15 protein-coding genes are annotated in these 16,218 nt (G+C 71.6%); 8 read left to right on the top strand and 7 right to left on the bottom strand.

The annotated features are described in order from the left end of the window. Positions 1-3: 3 nt before the first annotated feature. Entirely contained in the window at positions 4-843 is an 840-nt protein-coding gene (locus BDK92_RS20875; RefSeq protein WP_121158238.1) for a DUF3027 domain-containing protein, read from the bottom strand. Positions 844-929: 86 nt separating this feature from the next. Here BDK92_RS20875 and BDK92_RS20870 point away from each other — a divergent pair, with 86 nt between their 5' ends. Genes BDK92_RS20870 through BDK92_RS20860 form a run of 3 tightly spaced genes read left to right on the top strand, consistent with a single transcriptional unit; the run spans position 930 to position 4,142 of the window. Further along, positions 930-2,618: an MFS transporter gene (locus tag BDK92_RS20870; protein WP_121162436.1), complete on the top strand. Its 1,689-nt coding sequence runs from the start codon at positions 930-932 to the stop codon at positions 2,616-2,618. Then, positions 2,615-3,250 (top strand): futalosine hydrolase, encoded by a 636-nt coding sequence (locus BDK92_RS20865; RefSeq protein WP_121158237.1) that lies wholly within the window; start codon positions 2,615-2,617, stop codon positions 3,248-3,250. Before BDK92_RS20870 ends, BDK92_RS20865 begins: the two co-directional genes overlap by 4 nt. A gap of 52 nt (positions 3,251-3,302) precedes the next feature. Further along, positions 3,303-4,142, top strand: a complete 840-nt coding sequence (locus BDK92_RS20860; protein WP_121158236.1) for a 1,4-dihydroxy-6-naphtoate synthase — start codon at positions 3,303-3,305, stop codon at positions 4,140-4,142. Here the strand turns inward: BDK92_RS20860 and BDK92_RS20855 are convergent. Next, positions 4,103-4,489, bottom strand: a complete 387-nt coding sequence (locus tag BDK92_RS20855) for a cold-shock protein (RefSeq protein ID WP_121158235.1) — start codon at positions 4,487-4,489, stop codon at positions 4,103-4,105. The two genes, BDK92_RS20860 and BDK92_RS20855, sit on opposite strands and share 40 nt — an antisense overlap. 36 nt (positions 4,490-4,525) lie before the next feature. After that, positions 4,526-5,146, bottom strand: coding sequence for an HAD family hydrolase (locus tag BDK92_RS20850; protein ID WP_121158234.1), 621 nt, complete (start codon positions 5,144-5,146; stop codon positions 4,526-4,528). 91 nt (positions 5,147-5,237) lie between these two features. Between BDK92_RS20850 and BDK92_RS20845 the strand changes: the two genes are divergently transcribed. Beyond that, the gene (locus BDK92_RS20845; protein WP_121162435.1) at positions 5,238-7,733 is read left to right on the top strand and encodes a helicase-associated domain-containing protein; all 2,496 of its coding nucleotides are present in this window, start codon (positions 5,238-5,240) and stop codon (positions 7,731-7,733) included. Positions 7,734-7,762: 29 nt separating this feature from the next. On the opposite strand, the gene BDK92_RS20840 is transcribed toward BDK92_RS20845, so the two are convergent. Continuing rightward, positions 7,763-7,966, bottom strand: a complete 204-nt coding sequence (locus BDK92_RS20840; protein ID WP_121158233.1) for a hypothetical protein — start codon at positions 7,964-7,966, stop codon at positions 7,763-7,765. A 428-nt stretch (positions 7,967-8,394) separates the two neighbouring features. Here BDK92_RS20840 and BDK92_RS20835 point away from each other — a divergent pair, with 428 nt between their 5' ends. Then, entirely contained in the window at positions 8,395-10,104 is a 1,710-nt protein-coding gene (locus BDK92_RS20835) for a DNA repair helicase XPB (protein WP_121158232.1), read from the top strand. A gap of 88 nt (positions 10,105-10,192) precedes the next feature. Here BDK92_RS20835 and BDK92_RS20830 read toward each other — a convergent pair whose 3' ends face one another. From BDK92_RS20830 to ligD (BDK92_RS20820), 3 genes are all read right to left on the bottom strand, one after another. Then, positions 10,193-10,711, bottom strand: coding sequence for a helix-turn-helix domain-containing protein (locus tag BDK92_RS20830; RefSeq protein ID WP_147457068.1), 519 nt, complete (start codon positions 10,709-10,711; stop codon positions 10,193-10,195). Between the two features lie 199 nt (positions 10,712-10,910). Further along, positions 10,911-11,840 carry a non-homologous end-joining DNA ligase gene (gene ligD, locus BDK92_RS20825; RefSeq protein WP_121158230.1) on the bottom strand — a complete coding sequence of 310 codons (930 nt, stop codon included), beginning with the start codon at positions 11,838-11,840 and terminating at the stop codon, positions 10,911-10,913. Then, a complete protein-coding gene (ligD, locus tag BDK92_RS20820; RefSeq protein WP_121158229.1) occupies positions 11,830-12,771 on the bottom strand; it encodes a non-homologous end-joining DNA ligase in 942 nt (313 codons plus the stop codon). The genes ligD (BDK92_RS20825) and ligD (BDK92_RS20820) overlap by 11 nt, the downstream gene beginning before the upstream one ends. Before the next feature lie 85 nt (positions 12,772-12,856). Between ligD (BDK92_RS20820) and ku the strand changes: the two genes are divergently transcribed. The 3 genes from ku (at position 12,857) to BDK92_RS20805 (ending at position 16,188) form a co-directional block, all read left to right on the top strand. Beyond that, positions 12,857-13,918 (top strand): non-homologous end joining protein Ku, encoded by a 1,062-nt coding sequence (gene ku, locus BDK92_RS20815; protein ID WP_121158228.1) that lies wholly within the window; start codon positions 12,857-12,859, stop codon positions 13,916-13,918. Positions 13,919-14,160: 242 nt separating this feature from the next. Beyond that, the gene (locus tag BDK92_RS20810; protein WP_121158227.1) at positions 14,161-14,880 is read left to right on the top strand and encodes an FKBP-type peptidyl-prolyl cis-trans isomerase; all 720 of its coding nucleotides are present in this window, start codon (positions 14,161-14,163) and stop codon (positions 14,878-14,880) included. Positions 14,881-15,051: 171 nt separating this feature from the next. Continuing rightward, positions 15,052-16,188 (top strand): glutathione-independent formaldehyde dehydrogenase, encoded by a 1,137-nt coding sequence (locus BDK92_RS20805; protein ID WP_121158226.1) that lies wholly within the window; start codon positions 15,052-15,054, stop codon positions 16,186-16,188. Positions 16,189-16,218: the final 30 nt, after the last annotated feature.

Here is a 16,218-nt window from a genome sequence, read left to right as displayed (position 1 = left end):
CGGTCAGCCGTGCCCGTACGGCTCGGCGGGCTCGCCGTTCTCCACCGAACCCGGCGCCCGGCTCACCGAGACCGCCTCGACCTCGTTGTCGTCGTAGATCGTCGGCAGCTCGTCCACCGGCGTCTCCGGGGTGTCGAGCAGAGTCTCCGAGTGCGCCCCGCAGCCATGGTCGGCGCTGACCGCCCGGCCGTCGTCGGGAGCGTAGAAGTTGCCGCAGACCCCGAACGCCTGGCGCATGGCACCGGCCAGGGGCAGATAGAAGCCGCAGGTCCCGCAGCGGGCGGTCCGGGGAGCGGCGGCGGAGATCGGCGCGGCCGGGCCGTGGTCGCCGTCGTACCAGCGCTGGGCGGTCTCCAGCCGGCCCTCCAGGGACATCACCCGGGAACGGCCGAGCCCGAGCTCCCAGTTCGTCTCCTCGACGGCGGGATCGTCGGAGAGCACGTAGCCGGGCACCAGGCGGTCGTCGTCGGCCGGGGTCGGCAGCAGGTCGCCCACCCCGAGGTCACCCGGCTGCAGCCGCTCCTGCCAGGGCAGCCAGCCGGGCGCCAGCAGCGCGTCCGGGCCGGGCAGCAGGACGGCCTCGCAGATCGTCACCTGCTTGCTGCGCGACACCCGGGTGACGGTGACCGCCCAGCGCCATCCCCGGTAACCGGCGAGCAGACATTCAAAGAAATGGGTAACCAGGCGTTCACCCTCAGCAACAACCTCCAGGTGGGCGCCAACGTCAGCCGACTCCACCTCGGTGATGCCGGCCCGCGCCACCTCCACGGCAGCGGCACAAACCTGGTCAAGACGAGCTGCGCGAGCGCTGGCGGTCCTGGTCACGCGCTCATTCTTCCCTATCCGAGCGGCGGGCCGGCAGGGACTCCCCGCAGACGTTCTCCCGGCACATCCTCCAGGGTTGCGCCGGATGGGCGAGGATGGTGCACATGCCGCTGTTCAACCGCCCCAGGGGGTCGTTCCTCGGGCGCGCCCTCGGTACGACGATCCGTGGCACCCGTGCGCTCCTGCGCGGCACGTTCCGAGGCGGAGCCTGGATCACCAGGGGTGCCGGCCGGGCGCGGACCCGGGGCGCCGGCGGCGAGACCGGCATGGTGCGCCTCTTCGACCTGCACGCCGTCTCGTGTGCCGGTGACGTCCTGATCACGATCGGCCTGGCCGGAACGATCTTCTTCAACGCCCCGCTCGGCGAGGCGCGCGGCAAGGTCGCCCTCTACCTGCTGGTGACCATGGTGCCGTTCGCACTGCTCGCCCCGGTGGTCGGTCCGCTGCTCGACCACTTCCGGCACGGCCGCCGGTACGCCCTCGCCGCCACCATGCTCGGCCGCGCCTTCCTGGCCTGGCTGATCTCCGACTACATCCACGGGTTCGGGCTCTACCCGGCCGCGTTCGGCGTGCTCGCCCTCTCCCGGGCGTACGGCGTGGCCCGGTCGGCCGCCGTCCCCCGGCTGCTGCCCGAGGGAATCGGCCTGTCCCAGGCCGGTGCCCGCGCCAGCGTGTACGGCACCATCGCCGGCACCGTGGTCGCGCCCCTGGGGCTGGCCGCGTTCTGGCTCGGTCCACAGTGGCCGCTCCGGGTGGCCTCGGTCATCTTCCTGGTGGGCATGGTGATCGCGCTGCGACTGCCGCCCCGGGCCGACTCCGAGCCGCCGGAGGCGGTGCCCCGGCCGATCCGCGCCATCTGGCGGGGCCGCCAGGAGCGGGCCCTCGGACGGGGCTCACCGGGCGGGCGACTTGTGCTCGCCGCCCTGGCCGGCGGCGCCACCCTGCGCGGCCTGTACGGCTTCCTCCTGCTCTTCCTCGCCTTCGCGATCAAGGCCGGCGACGTGACCACGGAACTCCTCGGCCGGAAGCTCTCCGACCAGGCCGCACTGGGACTGGTCGGCGGGGCGCTGGCGGTCGGCACCTTCCTCGCCACCGCGCTCGGCACCCGGCTGCGCATCCACCGCCCGATCGCGCTGCAATCCAGCGGCCTGGTCATCGTCGCCGCGCTGGCGGTGCTCGCCACGGTCCGGTTCTCCCTGCTCACGGTCGCCCTGCTCTGCCTGGTCACGGCTCTGGTCAGCGGCATCGCGAAGCTCGCCGTGGACGCCTCGATCCAGGAACGGATCCGGGAGCGGTCCCGGGCCAGCGCCTTCGCCCACTCGGAGACCGCACTGATGCTGGCCTTCGTGGCCGGCGGCGCGCTGGGTCTGATCCCGTTCGACGGCCGGGTCGGCATCGCGGTGCTCAGTGGCCTGGCCACGCTCGCCGCCGTACGCGCGGTGGTGGTCGCGGGGCGGCTGCGGGGCGAGAAACTGCACGGTCGGGCCATCCCGGACGCCGAGCAGGAGGCCGCCGACCAGCAGGCCGCCGGCGAGCAGCAGGCCGCCGCCGAACGGGCTGCCGCCGAACAGGCTGCCCGGGACCGGGTGGCGGAGCCGGCGACGGCCGAGACGCGTACCGTCACCGAGCCCGCCACAGCATCGGCATCGGCATCGGCATCGGCACAGAACGGCAACCTGGCGGGCAGTGCGCCGCCGGGCTACCACATCTACCGGCCGTCGTCGGCCGCGCCGGGGCCGGGCGTCGGCGACGACACCCGCCAACCGCGCGAACCCCGGGAGCCGAGAACATGAGCGCTGGACTGCTGATCGTCACCGCCGTGCCGGCCGAGGCGGAGGCGGTACGCGCCGGGCTGACCATCACCACGGTCACGGTCGCCCCGGTCGGGGTCGGTCCGGCCGCCGCTGCCGCCGGCACCGCCCGGTTGCTCGCCCTCGCCGAGGCGGGCGGGAACCCGTACCAGGCGGTGATCAGTGCCGGGATCGGCGGCGGCTTCCCGGACCGGGCCGCGCTCGGCACGATCGTGCTGGCCACCCGGAGCATCGCCGCCGACCTCGGCGCCGAGTCACCGGACGGCTTCCTGCCCCTGGACGAACTGGGCTTCGGCCCCTCGACCACCAGCGCCGACCCGGCACTGCTGGAGCGGCTGCGGCAGGCGCTGCCCCGGGCCACCGTCGGGGCGGTGATCACCTGTAGCACCGTCACCGGGACCACGGAGAGCGCCCGCGCCCTCGCCGCCCGCTACCCGGACGCGGTGGCCGAGGCGATGGAGGGGTACGGGGTGGCGACCGCCGCCGCGCAGGCCGGCGTCCCCTTCGCCGAACTGCGTACCATCTCCAACCCGGTCGGTCCCCGGGACCGGGGCGCGTGGCGGATCACCGAGGCGTTCGACGCGCTCCGCTGCGCCGCCGCCGCGCTGCACTGACCTGGTACGGCCCCCGCGTCGCGGCGATCCACCGGGGTTTACGGTGGGAGGCGTGGCACTTTCGCTGGCTTTCTCGCCCTGCCCCAACGACACCTTCGTCTTCCATGCCCTGGTGCATGGTCTGGTGCCCGGGGCGCCGCCGGTCGAGGTGACCTACGCCGACGTGGACGTCACGAACACCGCCGCGCAGCAGGGCGCGTACGACATCGTGAAGGTGAGCTACGCCGCCCTGCCCTGGCTGCTCGACGACTACCAGCTGCTGCCGTGCGGTGGCGCGCTGGGGCGCGGTTGCGGGCCGCTGGTGCTGACCCGGGGCGACCGGACCGACCTGACCGGGGCGACCGTCGCGGTGCCCGGCGACCGGACCACCGCGTACCTGCTGTTCCGGCTCTGGGCCCAGGGGCAGCAGCCGGCGCGCATCGAGGTGGTGCCGTTCCACGAGATCATGCCCGGGGTCGCGGCCGGTCGCTACGACGCCGGTCTGGTGATCCACGAAGCCCGCTTCACCTACCACCGGCACGGGCTGACCGCGCTGGTCGACCTCGGTGAGTGGTGGGAGTCGGACACCGGGCTGCCGATCCCGCTCGGTGCGATCCTGGCCCGCCGCGGCACCGTGGATCCGGTGGCCGCGGCGGACTGGATCCGCGCGTCGGTACGGCAGGCGTGGGCCGACCCCGCCGGCACCCGCGAGTACGTGCTGGCGCACGCGCAGGAGATGGAGCCGGACGTGGTCGACCAGCACATCGCGCTCTATGTGAACGAGTTCACCGCAGACCTCGGCGAGGACGGTTACCGGGCGGTGGACGCCCTGCTCCGCCGGGCCGCGGTCGCCGGGTTGACCCCGACGGCCCCTCAGATCTCCAGCTCGCTGGCGACCGCGTGGACCAGGTGAGCGACGGTCTGCGCGGTCTTCTTGTCCGGGAACCGGCCGCGCCGCAGATCGGGCTGGATCTTCGCCTCCAGCACCTTGATCATGTCTTCGACCAGCCCGTGCAGCTCCTCGGCGGGGCGGCGGCGGAGTTCCGCCATGGACGGCGGCGCGTCGAGCAGTTTGGCGGCATGCGCCTGGGCGCCCTTGCGACTGTCCACCACGCCGAACTCGATCCGCTGACCCCCCTTGAGATCGGTGACGCCAGCGGGCAACGCACTCTTGGGTAGGAACACGTCGCCGCCCTCGTCACTGGTGACGAATCCATAACCCTTGGCCGCGTCGTACCACTTCACTCGACCCGTCGGCACCTGATTGACCTCAACTTCGTATGTGGCTGATGACCCTCACAAGGCTAGCCGTAACAGGCCCGAGAACGCCGCTGGGAATCCGGTGAGGTCATCGAGGACCAGCTCCGCCCCGGCGGACCGCAGCTCATCCACATCGCACGGCCCGGTGGCGACACCGACGCCGGGCACCCCGGCGATCCGGGCGGCGGTCATGTCGGCGACGTGATCGCCGACGTAGAGCCGGGCGTCGTGCTCCCGCAGCGCGGTCGCCTTCTGCTCGGCGAAGAGGTCGCCGGCGACGTCGTCCACCGGCAGGCCGAGGTGCTCCACGTGCAGCCGGGCCAGGCGGCCGAGCTTGGAGGTGACCACCAGCACCCGCAGTCCGGCCGCCTGTACCGCCGCGAGCGTCTCGGCGGCCCCCGGTAGCAGCACCGTCGGGGTGACCGCGTACGACGGGTAGAGCGACCGGAACGTGTGCACCGCCGATTCCAACTCTTCCGGTGGGAACCAGTACGAGAGCTCCTGCCGCAGCGGCGGACCGAGCCGGCTGACCGCGAGGTCCGCGTCGACCGGTACGCCGGTCCGGGCGGTCAGCTCGCGGTAGGTGGCGGCGATGCCGGGCCGGGAGTCGATCAAGGTCATGTCAAGGTCGAACCCGACCGAGGGGGTGGTCGCCATCCGATCATCGTCGCATGCCGGGCGGCCTGTGGAGTCCACCCGGCCGACCGAGGGGCGCCACCGGCACCCGGCCGGCTAGCGTGGAATGACGATGACCACCTCACTCGCCGACCACCTGCGGTCGCTGCCGGACGAAGCTCTGGCAGCGCTGCTACAACTCCGTCCCGACCTGGTCCTACCGGTGCCGGCGGACCTCTCCGCGCTCGCCGCACGGGCCCAGGCGCGGGTCTCGGTCGCCCGCGCCCTGGACGGGCTGGACCAGTTCACCCTGCAGATCCTCGACGGCGCCCGGCTGACTCGTGATCCGTCCGACGGCACCACCTCGGTCGACGCGATCCTGGCCGTCGCGGCGGTGCCGGCGCAGGGCGCCGACCCCGCCGCGGTGCGGGGCGCGCTCAACCGGCTGCGCGCGCTCTTCCTGCTGTACGGGCCGGAGCACGCCCTCCAGGTGGTCGCCGGGGTGGACGAGGTCAGCTCGCCGTACCCGGCGGGACTGGGCCGGCCCGCGTTGGACCTGGACCCCTCCGCCGCGGCGCTCTGCGCCGACCCGGCCCGGCTGCGCCGTACGGTGCTCGCGGCACCCCCGGCGGCGCGGGCGATCCTGGACCGGCTCGCCGCCGGCCCTCCGGTGGGCACGCTTCCACCGAGGGCGCTGGAGACCCCGACCGAGGAAGCCACCGGCCCCGACGCCGCCGGTTCCGGTGCCGGTTCTCCGGTGCGTTGGCTGGTGGAAAACGCTCTTCTGGTGCCGATCTCGGACACCGATGCCGGAACCGGTGGCACCGCGGTCGAACTTCCCCGCGAGATCGGGCTGCTGCTGCGCCGTGACTCCGGCCCGCTCGGTCCGATGCAGCCGTTGCCGCCCGCGCTCGGCACCGCCGCGCTACGGGAGCCGAAGGCGGTCGACTCGGCCGGCGCCGGCCAGGCGATGGAGCTGGTCCGGCAGACCGAGTCGGTGCTGGAGGCGGTCGCCGCCGACCCACCCCCGGTGCTGCGCTCCGGCGGTGTCGGCGTACGTGATCTGCGGAGGATCGCCCGGATTGTCGGATTGGACGAGTCGACCACCGCACTGCTGCTGGAGGTGGCCTACGCCGCCGGCCTCGTCGGCGAGGTCGATCTGACCGGCGCCACCACCACCCGGGCCGGCGCCGACCAGCAGGTGCTGCCCACCGCGAGTTACGAGGCGTGGCGTGCCGGTTCGCTGGCCCGGCGCTGGGAACAGCTCGCCACGGCCTGGCTGGCGATGACCCGCCAGCCGGGGCTGGTCGGGCAGCGCGACGACCGGGACCGATTGATCACCGCGCTCTCCCCGGAGGTCGAACGGGCCGGTACGCCGACCGCCCGCCGGGCTCTGCTCGGCGTACTCGCCGGACTGGATCCGGGGACCGCACCCGGTGTGGACGAGGTGCTGGCACTGCTCGCCTGGCGTTCCCCACGGCGCAGCCGAGGGCGGGAGGTGGCCCAACGGGAGGTGCTCACCGAGGCGGCCCGGTTGGGCCTGACCGGGCTCGGCGCGATCACCTCGTACGGTCGACTGCTGCTCACCGACTCGGCCACCGCCGAAAGCCGGGTGGCCGCCGGAACCGACGACCCGCTGGGCGTACGGCTGGGAGCCGACGAATCCACCGGCGAGGCATCGGTGGCGGTCCGGGCACTGGACGAACTGCTCCCCGCCCCGGTCGACCACTTCCTCCTCCAGGCCGACCTGAGCATCGTGGTGCCGGGCCCGCCCGAACCCACCCTGGCGGCGGAACTGGAGGTGCTGGCCGATCCGGAGTCGGCCGGCGGGGCGAGCGTCCACCGGGTCACCGCGACCAGCCTGCGTCGGGCGCTGGACGCCGGTTACGCCGCCGACGACCTGCACGCGCTCTTCCAGCGGCGGTCCCGTACCCCGGTGCCGCAGGGGCTGACGTACCTCGTCGACGACATGGCGCGCAAGCACGGCGGGCTGCGGGTCGGCTCGGCCGGCGCGTACGTCCGCAGCGACGACGAGGCGCTGCTGACCGAGGTGGTCGCCGACCGGCGGCTGAGCACCATGTCGCTGCGCCGGCTGGCTCCGACAGTGCTGGCCACCCCGTTCCAGGTGGGGCGACTGCTCACCATGCTGCGGGAGGCCGGGTACGCGCCGGTGCCGGAGGACGCCAGCGGGGCGGTGGTGCTCACCCGGACGAAGGTCCGCCGGGCGCCGGCCCGGGTCGCGGTGACCAACCGGGCCGCCGACCCGCTCGCCGCCCCACGGCTGACCACCCCCCGGGTGCTCGGCATCGTCGAGCAGATGCGGCGCGGTGACGCCGCCGCGCGGGCGGCCCGGCGGGCTCCCGATCCCGTACGCGGCGGGGCCGGGCGCACCGGGGGCGCCGCGACCACGGCACACGCGCACACCCAGGCACTCGCCACGCTTCAACAGGCGATCCGGGACAAGGTGCTGGTCTGGGTCGGATACGTCGACGCGCACGGGGCGACCACCTCGCGTCTGGTCCGGCCGGTGTCGATCGGCGCGGGTTACCTGCGGGCCGAGGATGAGCGGACCGAGATGTTGCACACGTTCGCGCTGCACCGGATCACGGCGGCGGTGCTGGACGAGTAACCGTTGCGGGGCGGTACGGGCGTGGCGGGTCAGAGCCGGCTGCGCCGTACCGTGCCGACGATCGAGATGACGAGGAGCAGGGCGAAGGCGGTGCCGGCCGACTCGCCCACCGAGTTGACGAAGCCCTGCCGTTCGACCAGCCAACCGAAGAGGAACCACCCGAAGAGGCCGATCGCGACCAGCGTGTAACCGACGACCGTGGCACGGCCGACCCGCTCACGATCCACGGACATCGCTGCCTCCCCATGCGGACCCGCCCGGCCCTACCAGACTGGCACCCGCAAGGCCGTGGTGACAGGGGCAGAGCCGGTCGGGCGCCGGTGAGCCATTCGCCCCCGTTGCCTTCCGTCACCCGGACCGGTCGGGTGTCCCCCGGGCATCCAACCGGCTCCGCTGACGGATCGAACGCACCTACACCGGCGCCGACCAGCACAGCCACCGCTCGGCGAGGGATCGTCGGCGGTTGATCCGGCGTCCCACCCCGAGCGGCTGCCCATTGCTAGACGCACAGGGGGTCCGGGATGTTGCGTGAGGTGAAGACTTTTCTCGCTTCGTTATCTGTCCGGCGGAATTCGTTACCGACCGTGCAACACTTGAGGGTCTTGTTCCGCGCCGTCTCCCGGGAGCAACCCGGACCGGCGCTGTCGAGAGGAACCTGAACGTGAGCAGTGGCCCATTGATCGTGCAATCAGACAAAACGCTGCTGCTGGAGGTCGATCACCCGGACGCGCTCGCCTGCCGGATGGCGATCGCCCCCTTCGCCGAGCTGGAACGTTCCCCCGAACACGTGCACACCTACCGACTGACGCCACTGGGGCTCTGGAACGCGCGGGCGGCCGGGCACGACGCCGAGGGCGTGGTGGACGCCCTGTTGAAGTACTCCCGCTACCCGGTCCCGCACGCCCTGTTGGTCGACATCGCCGAGACGATGGACCGGTACGGGCGGCTGCAACTGGTCAACCACCCGAGTCACGGGCTGGTGCTGCGGGCGCTCGACCGGATGGTCCTGATCGAGGTGGCGAAGAGCAAGAAACTCGCCGGGATGCTCGGTGCCAAGGTCGACGAGGACACCATGATCGTCCACCCGTCCGAGCGCGGCCGGCTCAAGCAGGGCCTGCTCAAGCTGGGCTGGCCGGCGGAGGACCTGGCCGGCTACGTCGACGGTGAGGCGCACCCGATCGAGCTGGCCGAGGAGGGCAAGGACGTTCCCGCCGACAAGCAGCACCCGGCTCGACACCAGTCGGCCTGGACGCTGCGGTCGTACCAGCGGGAGGCGGTGCAGACCTTCTGGGCCGGCGGGTCGGGCGTCGTGGTGCTTCCCTGTGGGGCGGGCAAGACCCTGGTCGGCGCGGCGGCGATGGCCGAGGCGAAGGCGACCACGCTGATCCTGGTGACGAACACGGTCGCCGGCCGGCAGTGGAAGCGCGAGTTGATCGCCCGTACCTCACTGACCGAGGAGGAGATCGGCGAGTACTCCGGCGAACGCAAGGAGATCCGCCCGGTCACCATCGCGACGTACCAGGTGCTCACCGCGCGCCGCAACGGCGCCTTCACCCACCTGGACCTGTTCGGCGCCCGCGACTGGGGCCTGGTCATCTACGACGAGGTGCACCTGCTGCCGGCGCCGATCTTCCGGTTCACCGCCGATCTCCAGGCCCGTCGCCGGCTGGGGCTGACCGCGACCCTGGTCCGGGAGGACGGCCGCGAGGGCGACGTCTTCTCCCTGATCGGCCCGAAGCGGTACGACGCGCCGTGGAAGGACATCGAGGCGCAGGGCTGGATCGCCCCGGCCGACTGCACCGAGGTACGGGTGACGCTGACCGACGCCGAGCGGATGGCGTACGCGACCGCCGAGCCGGAGGAGCGTTACCGGATGGCGGCCACCGCCCGGACCAAGCTGCCGGTGGTGAAGGCCCTGATCGACCGGCACCGCAACGACCAGGTGTTGGTGATCGGCGGCTACATCGACCAGTTGCACCAGTTGGGCGAGTTCCTAAACGCGCCGATCGTGCAGGGGTCGACCACCAACAAGGAGCGTGAACGGCTCTTCGACGCGTTCCGCTCGGGGGAGATCCCCACCCTGGTCATCTCGAAGGTGGGTAACTTCTCGATCGACCTGCCCGAGGCCGGGATCGCGATCCAGGTCTCCGGCACGTTCGGCTCCCGCCAGGAGGAGGCGCAGCGGCTCGGCCGGGTGCTGCGCCCGAAGGCGGACCGCCGGCAGGCGCATTTCTACACCGTGGTCTCCCGGGACACGATCGACACCGAGTACGCCGCACACCGGCAGCGGTTCCTCGCCGAGCAGGGGTACGCCTACACGATCGTCGACGCCGACGACGTGCTCGGGCCGCCGCTGCCCAGCATCGACTGAGCGGGTTCACTCGTTCGCCGTACCGGTCGCCGTCCGGGCCCTGGCTCGGGCGGCGATCCGGGCGATCTGCGGTTCGTCGCGTTCGACATCACCCAACGGCCGCACCCGCATCTCCCGACCGCCCGTCCGGACCAGCACCGGCGCTGGGAGCCGGGGCAGCAGGCGCACCCGTAGCTCGCCACCGGTCGTCAACCAGCGCAGTGGGCCGCCCTTGCAGTGCCGCGGCGAGCTCGCCGTCGATCAGGTACTCCAGCTCCGGCGACGCCCGCCGCCACAGCACGCCCAACTCGTGGAGCAGCGCCTCGACGACGTCGGGTTCGTCGTTGTTTTCGTCATCGGTTTCGTCGTCCGTGCCGGTGGCGGCGTCGATCGCGGCGTCCAGGTCGGCGTCGCGTTCCTCGACCTCCAACCGCAACTGCTTGCCGAGTGCGTCGAAGAGCCGCTCGACCAGGGTCGCCGTCGGTGCCGAGGTGCCGCGCTCGAAGTGCGAGACGCACTGCTGGGATACATCGGCTCGGACGGCGAGCTTGGCCTGGGTCAGCCCGGCCCCTTCCCGCTCCAGCCGCAGCAGCGAGCCCAACTGCCGGGCGAGGGTGGCGTTCGGCATCGACTGATGGTGACCGGCCCGGCGGTCGCCCGCCACCCACTCACACCCAGCTGTGGACAACCCTGTGGACAACCCAGAATCGTGGACGTGAAGCGACTTCTTCGTACACGTTCTCTCATGTAGCTACACGGAAAAACGTGTACGAGACCTCCGGATATTCTTCGCCGACGGCCGGCAAGACAGCGAGAAAGCAGGGCCGTCAGCGAGGCAGTTTGGGGCCTGGAACGAGCAGTTCCGCCATCAGGTCGCCGTACTCCTGCGCTCGGTCCAGGACCTCGGCGGCGGTGAACTGGCGCACCGCGCCCACCTCCCCCGAGGTAACCGCCTCCACCTCGTCCCAGGTCAGCGGCGCCGACGCGGCGGGCACCGCCCCCGCCCGCAGCGAGTACGGCGCCACCGTCGTCTTCGCCGCGTTGTTCTGGCTCCAGTCGATGAAGATCTTGCCGGGGCGCAGCCGCTTCGCCATCTTCGCGGTGACCAGCTTCGGCTCGCCCCGCTCCAACTCCTCCGCCACTCGCCGCGCATATGCGGAGACCTCGTCCGCCGACTGCTTGCCGGCGATCGGGCAACAGAGCTGCATGCCCTTCTTGCCGGAGGTCTTCGGATAGCTGGCGATCCCGTCCTCGGCCAACCGGTCGCGCATCCGTACCGCCACCACGCAGCACTCCGCCAGGGCGGCCGGGGCACCCGGGTCGAGGTCGACCACCATCAGGTCCGGTCGGGGGTCGCCCTGGCGCCGGGTGCCCACCCGCCACTGTGGGGTGTGCAGCTCCAACGCGGCCAGGTTCGCCAGCCAGACCAGGGTGGGCAGGTCGTCGGCGACCACGTAGTCCAGTTCGTCCCGGCCCTTCGACGAGCCCGGCGCGGGAAGCCGCTCCTGGCGTACCCAGTCGGGGGTGCTGGCCGGGGCGTTCTTCTCGAAGAAGAACGACTCGCCCACCCCGTTCGGGTAACGGATCCTGGTCAGCGGCCGGTCCCGCAGGTGCGGCAGCAGCACCGGAGCGATCCGGGTGTAGTAGTCGATCACCTCGCCCTTGGTGAAACCGACTCCGGGATAGAGCACCTTGTCCAGGTTGGAGACCTCCAGGTTCCGCCCCTCCACCTCGACCCTGACTTTCTCAGCCGGCATCGTCGACATCCTCCGCCGTCTTGTCCGGGCGCAACCGGCGCAACCGCGGAAACCGCAGCCGCCCGTCCGGGGTGCGCTGGCCGTACTTCACCTCGACCACGATCTCGGGACGTACCCAGATCGCGCCCCGGGCATCCTCACGCGGCACCCTTTCCGCGAAGGGCGGCGTCTGGACCTGGAGCGGTTCCAGCACGTCGAGCAGTTCACGTTCGGCCGCCGCCCCGATCCCGCCGCCGACCCGCCCCCGGAAGATCAGTCCACCGTCCGGTGCCGGCACCCCGACCAGCAGCCCGCCGATCCGGCGGGCACCGGGACGCCAGCCGCCGACCACAAAATCGCCGGTCACCTCCAGTTTGACCTTGACCCAGTCCGGTGACCGCACGCCCGGCCGGTAGACCGAGTCGAGCCGCTTGGCGACCACTCCCTCCAGGCCGTGCTCACCCGCTGCCTCGTAGGTCGCCGGGCCGTCCGGGAAGACCGGCGGAGCCGCCCAACGCGCCCCGGCCAACCCCAGGCCGTCGAGGGTCGCCCGGCGCTGCTGGTACGGCTGGCCGGTCAGGTCCACGTCGGCCAGCCGCAACACGTCGAAGATCAGGTACGTCACCGGCATGCTCGCCGCCAGCCGCGCCGCCCGCCCCGGGTCGCGTACGTGCATCCGCTCGGCGAGCGCGGTGAACGAGGGCTGCCCCCGCTCGGTCAGCACCACCACCTCGCCGTCGAGCAGGGCGTTCGGCACCTGCTGGCGCAGTGGCGCCAACTCCGGGTAGGCCGCGGTGATCTCCGTACCGGAGCGGGCGTAGAGCCGGATCACGCCGCCGGCGATCTGGGCGAGCGCGCGTACGCCGTCCCATTTGAACTCGTACCCCCAGCCGGCGCCGCTGGGCAGCTCCCCGGTGGTGGCGAGCATCGGTTTGAGCGGTGCGCCCGGCACGACATCACTCTAGGTCCGCAGGGAAACACTCGCCCCATCTTCCACCAGATGCAATCCTGGTCAATACCGGGGAAAGGAGCGGGGAATGCGGGCTATCTGGCGGGGCGCGGTCTCATTCGGCCTGGTGTCCATCGGGGTAAGGCTCTATTCAGCCACCGAGGAAAAAGACATTCGCTTCCATCAGGTGCACCGGACCGACGGCGGGCGGATCAAGTACAAACGTACCTGCTCGATCGACGGCGAGGAGGTCAGCTACGACGACATCGCCAAGGGGTACGACCTGGGCGGCGGCGAGATGGTGATCCTCACCGACGATGATTTCGCCGAACTGCCGTTGACCACCTCGCACGCGATCGACGTGCTGGAGTTCGTACCGGCCGAGCAGGTGGACCCGATCCTCTACAACAAGGCGTACTTCCTGGAGCCGGACGGCGCCGCGACCAAGCCGTACGTGCTGCTCCGGGACGCGCTGATCGACTCCGACCGGGTCGCGATCGTCAAGGTGGCGCTGCGCCAGCGCGAACAGCTCGCCACCCTGCGGGTCCGGGACGGGGTGCTGCTGCTCAACACGATGCTCTGGCCCGACGAGGTACGTGTCCCCACCTTCAACTTCCTCGACGAGGACATCTCCGTACGCCCGCCGGAGCTGGCGATGGCCAGCTCATTGATCGACTCGATGGCCGGGGAGTTCCAGCCGGATGCGTTCACCGACGACTACCGGGCGGCGTTGCAGGAGGTCATCGACGCGAAGGTGGAGGGGCGTGAGGTGGTGCAGCCGGAGGAGGCGGAGGAGGCCCCGGCGGCGGCCGTCGACCTGATGGCCGCGCTGCGCGCCTCGGTGGACCGGGCGCGGGCCGCGCGGGGCGAGGAACCGTCCGGCGGCGGGGTGGCCAAGGCCACGCCGATCTCGGCCGCGAAATCCGCCCAGCAGGCGGCGAAGGCGGCCAAGGCGACAAAAACTGCCGCAAAGGCGCCAGCGAAGAAGACCGCCCAGAAGAAGGCGGCCGGCACAAAATCGACCGGCGCCACATCCACGGCGGCAAAATCCGCCGGTACGAAATCGGGCGGGGCGAAGTCCACCGGAGCCAAGTCGACCGGTGCGAAGAAGGCCACCCCGGCGAAGAAGAGCACTCGCAAATCCGCCTGAGAATGTGAGCCGCGTACGGGCCGACGGGTCGGCGTGGCCCGTACCACCAGCCGGACCTCACCCGGCGGGAGCGCGTACGTCCGGTGCCCGGTGCACTCGGAACGCCGGCCGCCCGAACCAGGAATGATCACCCGCTCCAGGGTCAAATCGCGGCCGGCCGAGTACCGTATGCAGAGCCTTTCGATCAGAACACCCCCGGGCGAGGCCGCCCGCCCCGACCTCTTCTGCAGGAGCCGACACCCATGAGTGATCAGGTCCAGAGCCGCCCCGCCAACGTGACCGGCGACGAGGCTCCGCTGACCAAGTCCGAGAAGCGCGCCCTGGCCAAGGCCGCCAAGGCGAAGGCCGCGGCCGCGAAGCGCCGCCGTCAGGCACTCGCCGGCGCGCTCGCCGGCCTGGCCGTGATCGCCGTGATCGTCATCGCGTTCATCGCCCTGGACAACACCGGCAAGGACGACCCGGCGGACAACGGTGTCGCCTCGGACCCCGGCGCCAGCGCCCCGGCTGATCCCGCCGCCCCGGCCGATCCCGCCGCCCCCGGCGCGCAGCCGCCGGCGAACGCGGAGTTCCCGCCGCTGCCCGACGGTGCCGACCCGGCACTGGCCCAGAAGCCAGCAGTCGCCAAGGGCACCGGCGAGGTGACCAAGCTGACCCCGACCACCCTGATCGAGGGAACGGGTCCGGCGGCCCAGGCCGGCCAGCAGATCTCCGCGAACTACGTCGGCGTCACCTACGCCGACGGCAAGGAGTTCGACTCCTCCTGGAGCCGGTCCGAGCCGATCACGTTCCAGCTCGGTGTCGGCCAGGTCATCCCGGGCTGGGACCAGGGCCTGGTCGGCGCGAAGGTCGGCAGCCGGATCCAGCTCGACATCCCGGCCGCCCTCGCGTACGGCGAGAACCCGACCAACGGCGCCCCGGGCGGCACGCTGCGCTTCGTGGTCGACGTACTCGGCGTGCAGTAGACGTCGCACCCGGCGTGCGGTAGGCCCCGCGCCACCGAGCACGGAACCCTCGGAACGGCGAATGTCGCAGCTCAGCGCGGCGTTCGCCGTTCCGCATATCCAGCCTCTGTGCCCCCTGCCGGACCTAGGGTCGTTAACAGGATCCCGGGTGCGGACAGGAGCTGAGCCGAGATGAGAGCTGTGGTCTACCACGGGGCGAACAACGTCACCGTGGAGAACGTCGAGGACCCGCGCATCGAGGACCCGAACGACGTCATCCTGAAGATCACCAGCACCGCCATCTGCGGTTCCGACCTGCACATGTACGAGGGTCGGACCAAGGCGCAACCGGGCATGGTCTTCGGCCACGAGAACATGGGCATCGTGACCGAGGTGGGCCCCGGGGTGGCCCGGGTCCGCAAGGGCGACCGGGTCTCGATCCCGTTCAACGTGGCCTGCGGGTTCTGCAAGAACTGCTTCGCCGGCAACACCGGGTTCTGCCTGACGGTCAACCCGAACTTCGCCGGTGGCGCTTACGGCTACGCCGCGATGGGGCCGTACCGAGGTGGGCAGGCGGAGTACCTGCGCGTACCGTTCGCCGACTTCAACTGCCTCGCGCTGCCCCCGGGTGACGAGCTTGAGGACGACTTCGCCATGCTCGCCGACATCTTCCCCACCGGCTACCACGGCACCGCCCTCGCCGACGTGCGACCGGGCGAGTCCGTGGCGGTGATGGGCGGCGGGCCGGTCGGCCTGATGGCCGCGTACTCCGCGATGCTCATCGGCGCGGCCAAGGTCTTCGTGGTCGACCGGGTGCCGGGGCGGCTGCGGCTGGCGGAGTCGATCGGGGCGATCCCGATCGACTTCAGCAAGGGCGATCCGGTGATGCAGATCCTGGACCAGACCAACGGCGACGGCACCGACAAGGGCGTCGACGCGGTGGGCTACCAGGCCCACGGGACCGGCGGGGAGGAACAGCCCGCCCTGGTGCTGAACAGCCTGGTGGAGATCGTCCGGGCGACCGGCCGGATCGGGGTGGTCGGGCTCTACCTGCCGTCGGATCCGGGCGCACCCGACGAGCACTCACGCCACGGCGAACTGCTCTTCAAGGCCGGCAAGTTCTTCGAGAAGGGCCAACGGATGGGGACCGGGCAGGCCAACGTGAAGGCGTACAACCAGCAGTTGCGGGACCTGATCATCGCCGGGCGGGCGAAGCCGGGCTTCGTGGTGAGCAAGCGGCTGTCACTGGAGGAGGCGCCGGACGCGTACGCCCGGTTCGATCGTCGCGAGGACGGCTATTCCAAGGTCGTACTGAAGCCGGCCGCCTGAACCGGCGGTGGATGCCATCAACATCGAGGG

The sequence above is a fragment of the Micromonospora pisi genome, from assembly GCF_003633685.1.
In the GTDB taxonomy this organism is placed as follows: Bacteria; Actinomycetota; Actinomycetes; order Mycobacteriales; family Micromonosporaceae; genus Micromonospora_G; species Micromonospora_G pisi.
Note: the sequence above shows the minus strand (reverse complement) of the source record. Positions and strands in the feature narration are given on the sequence as shown.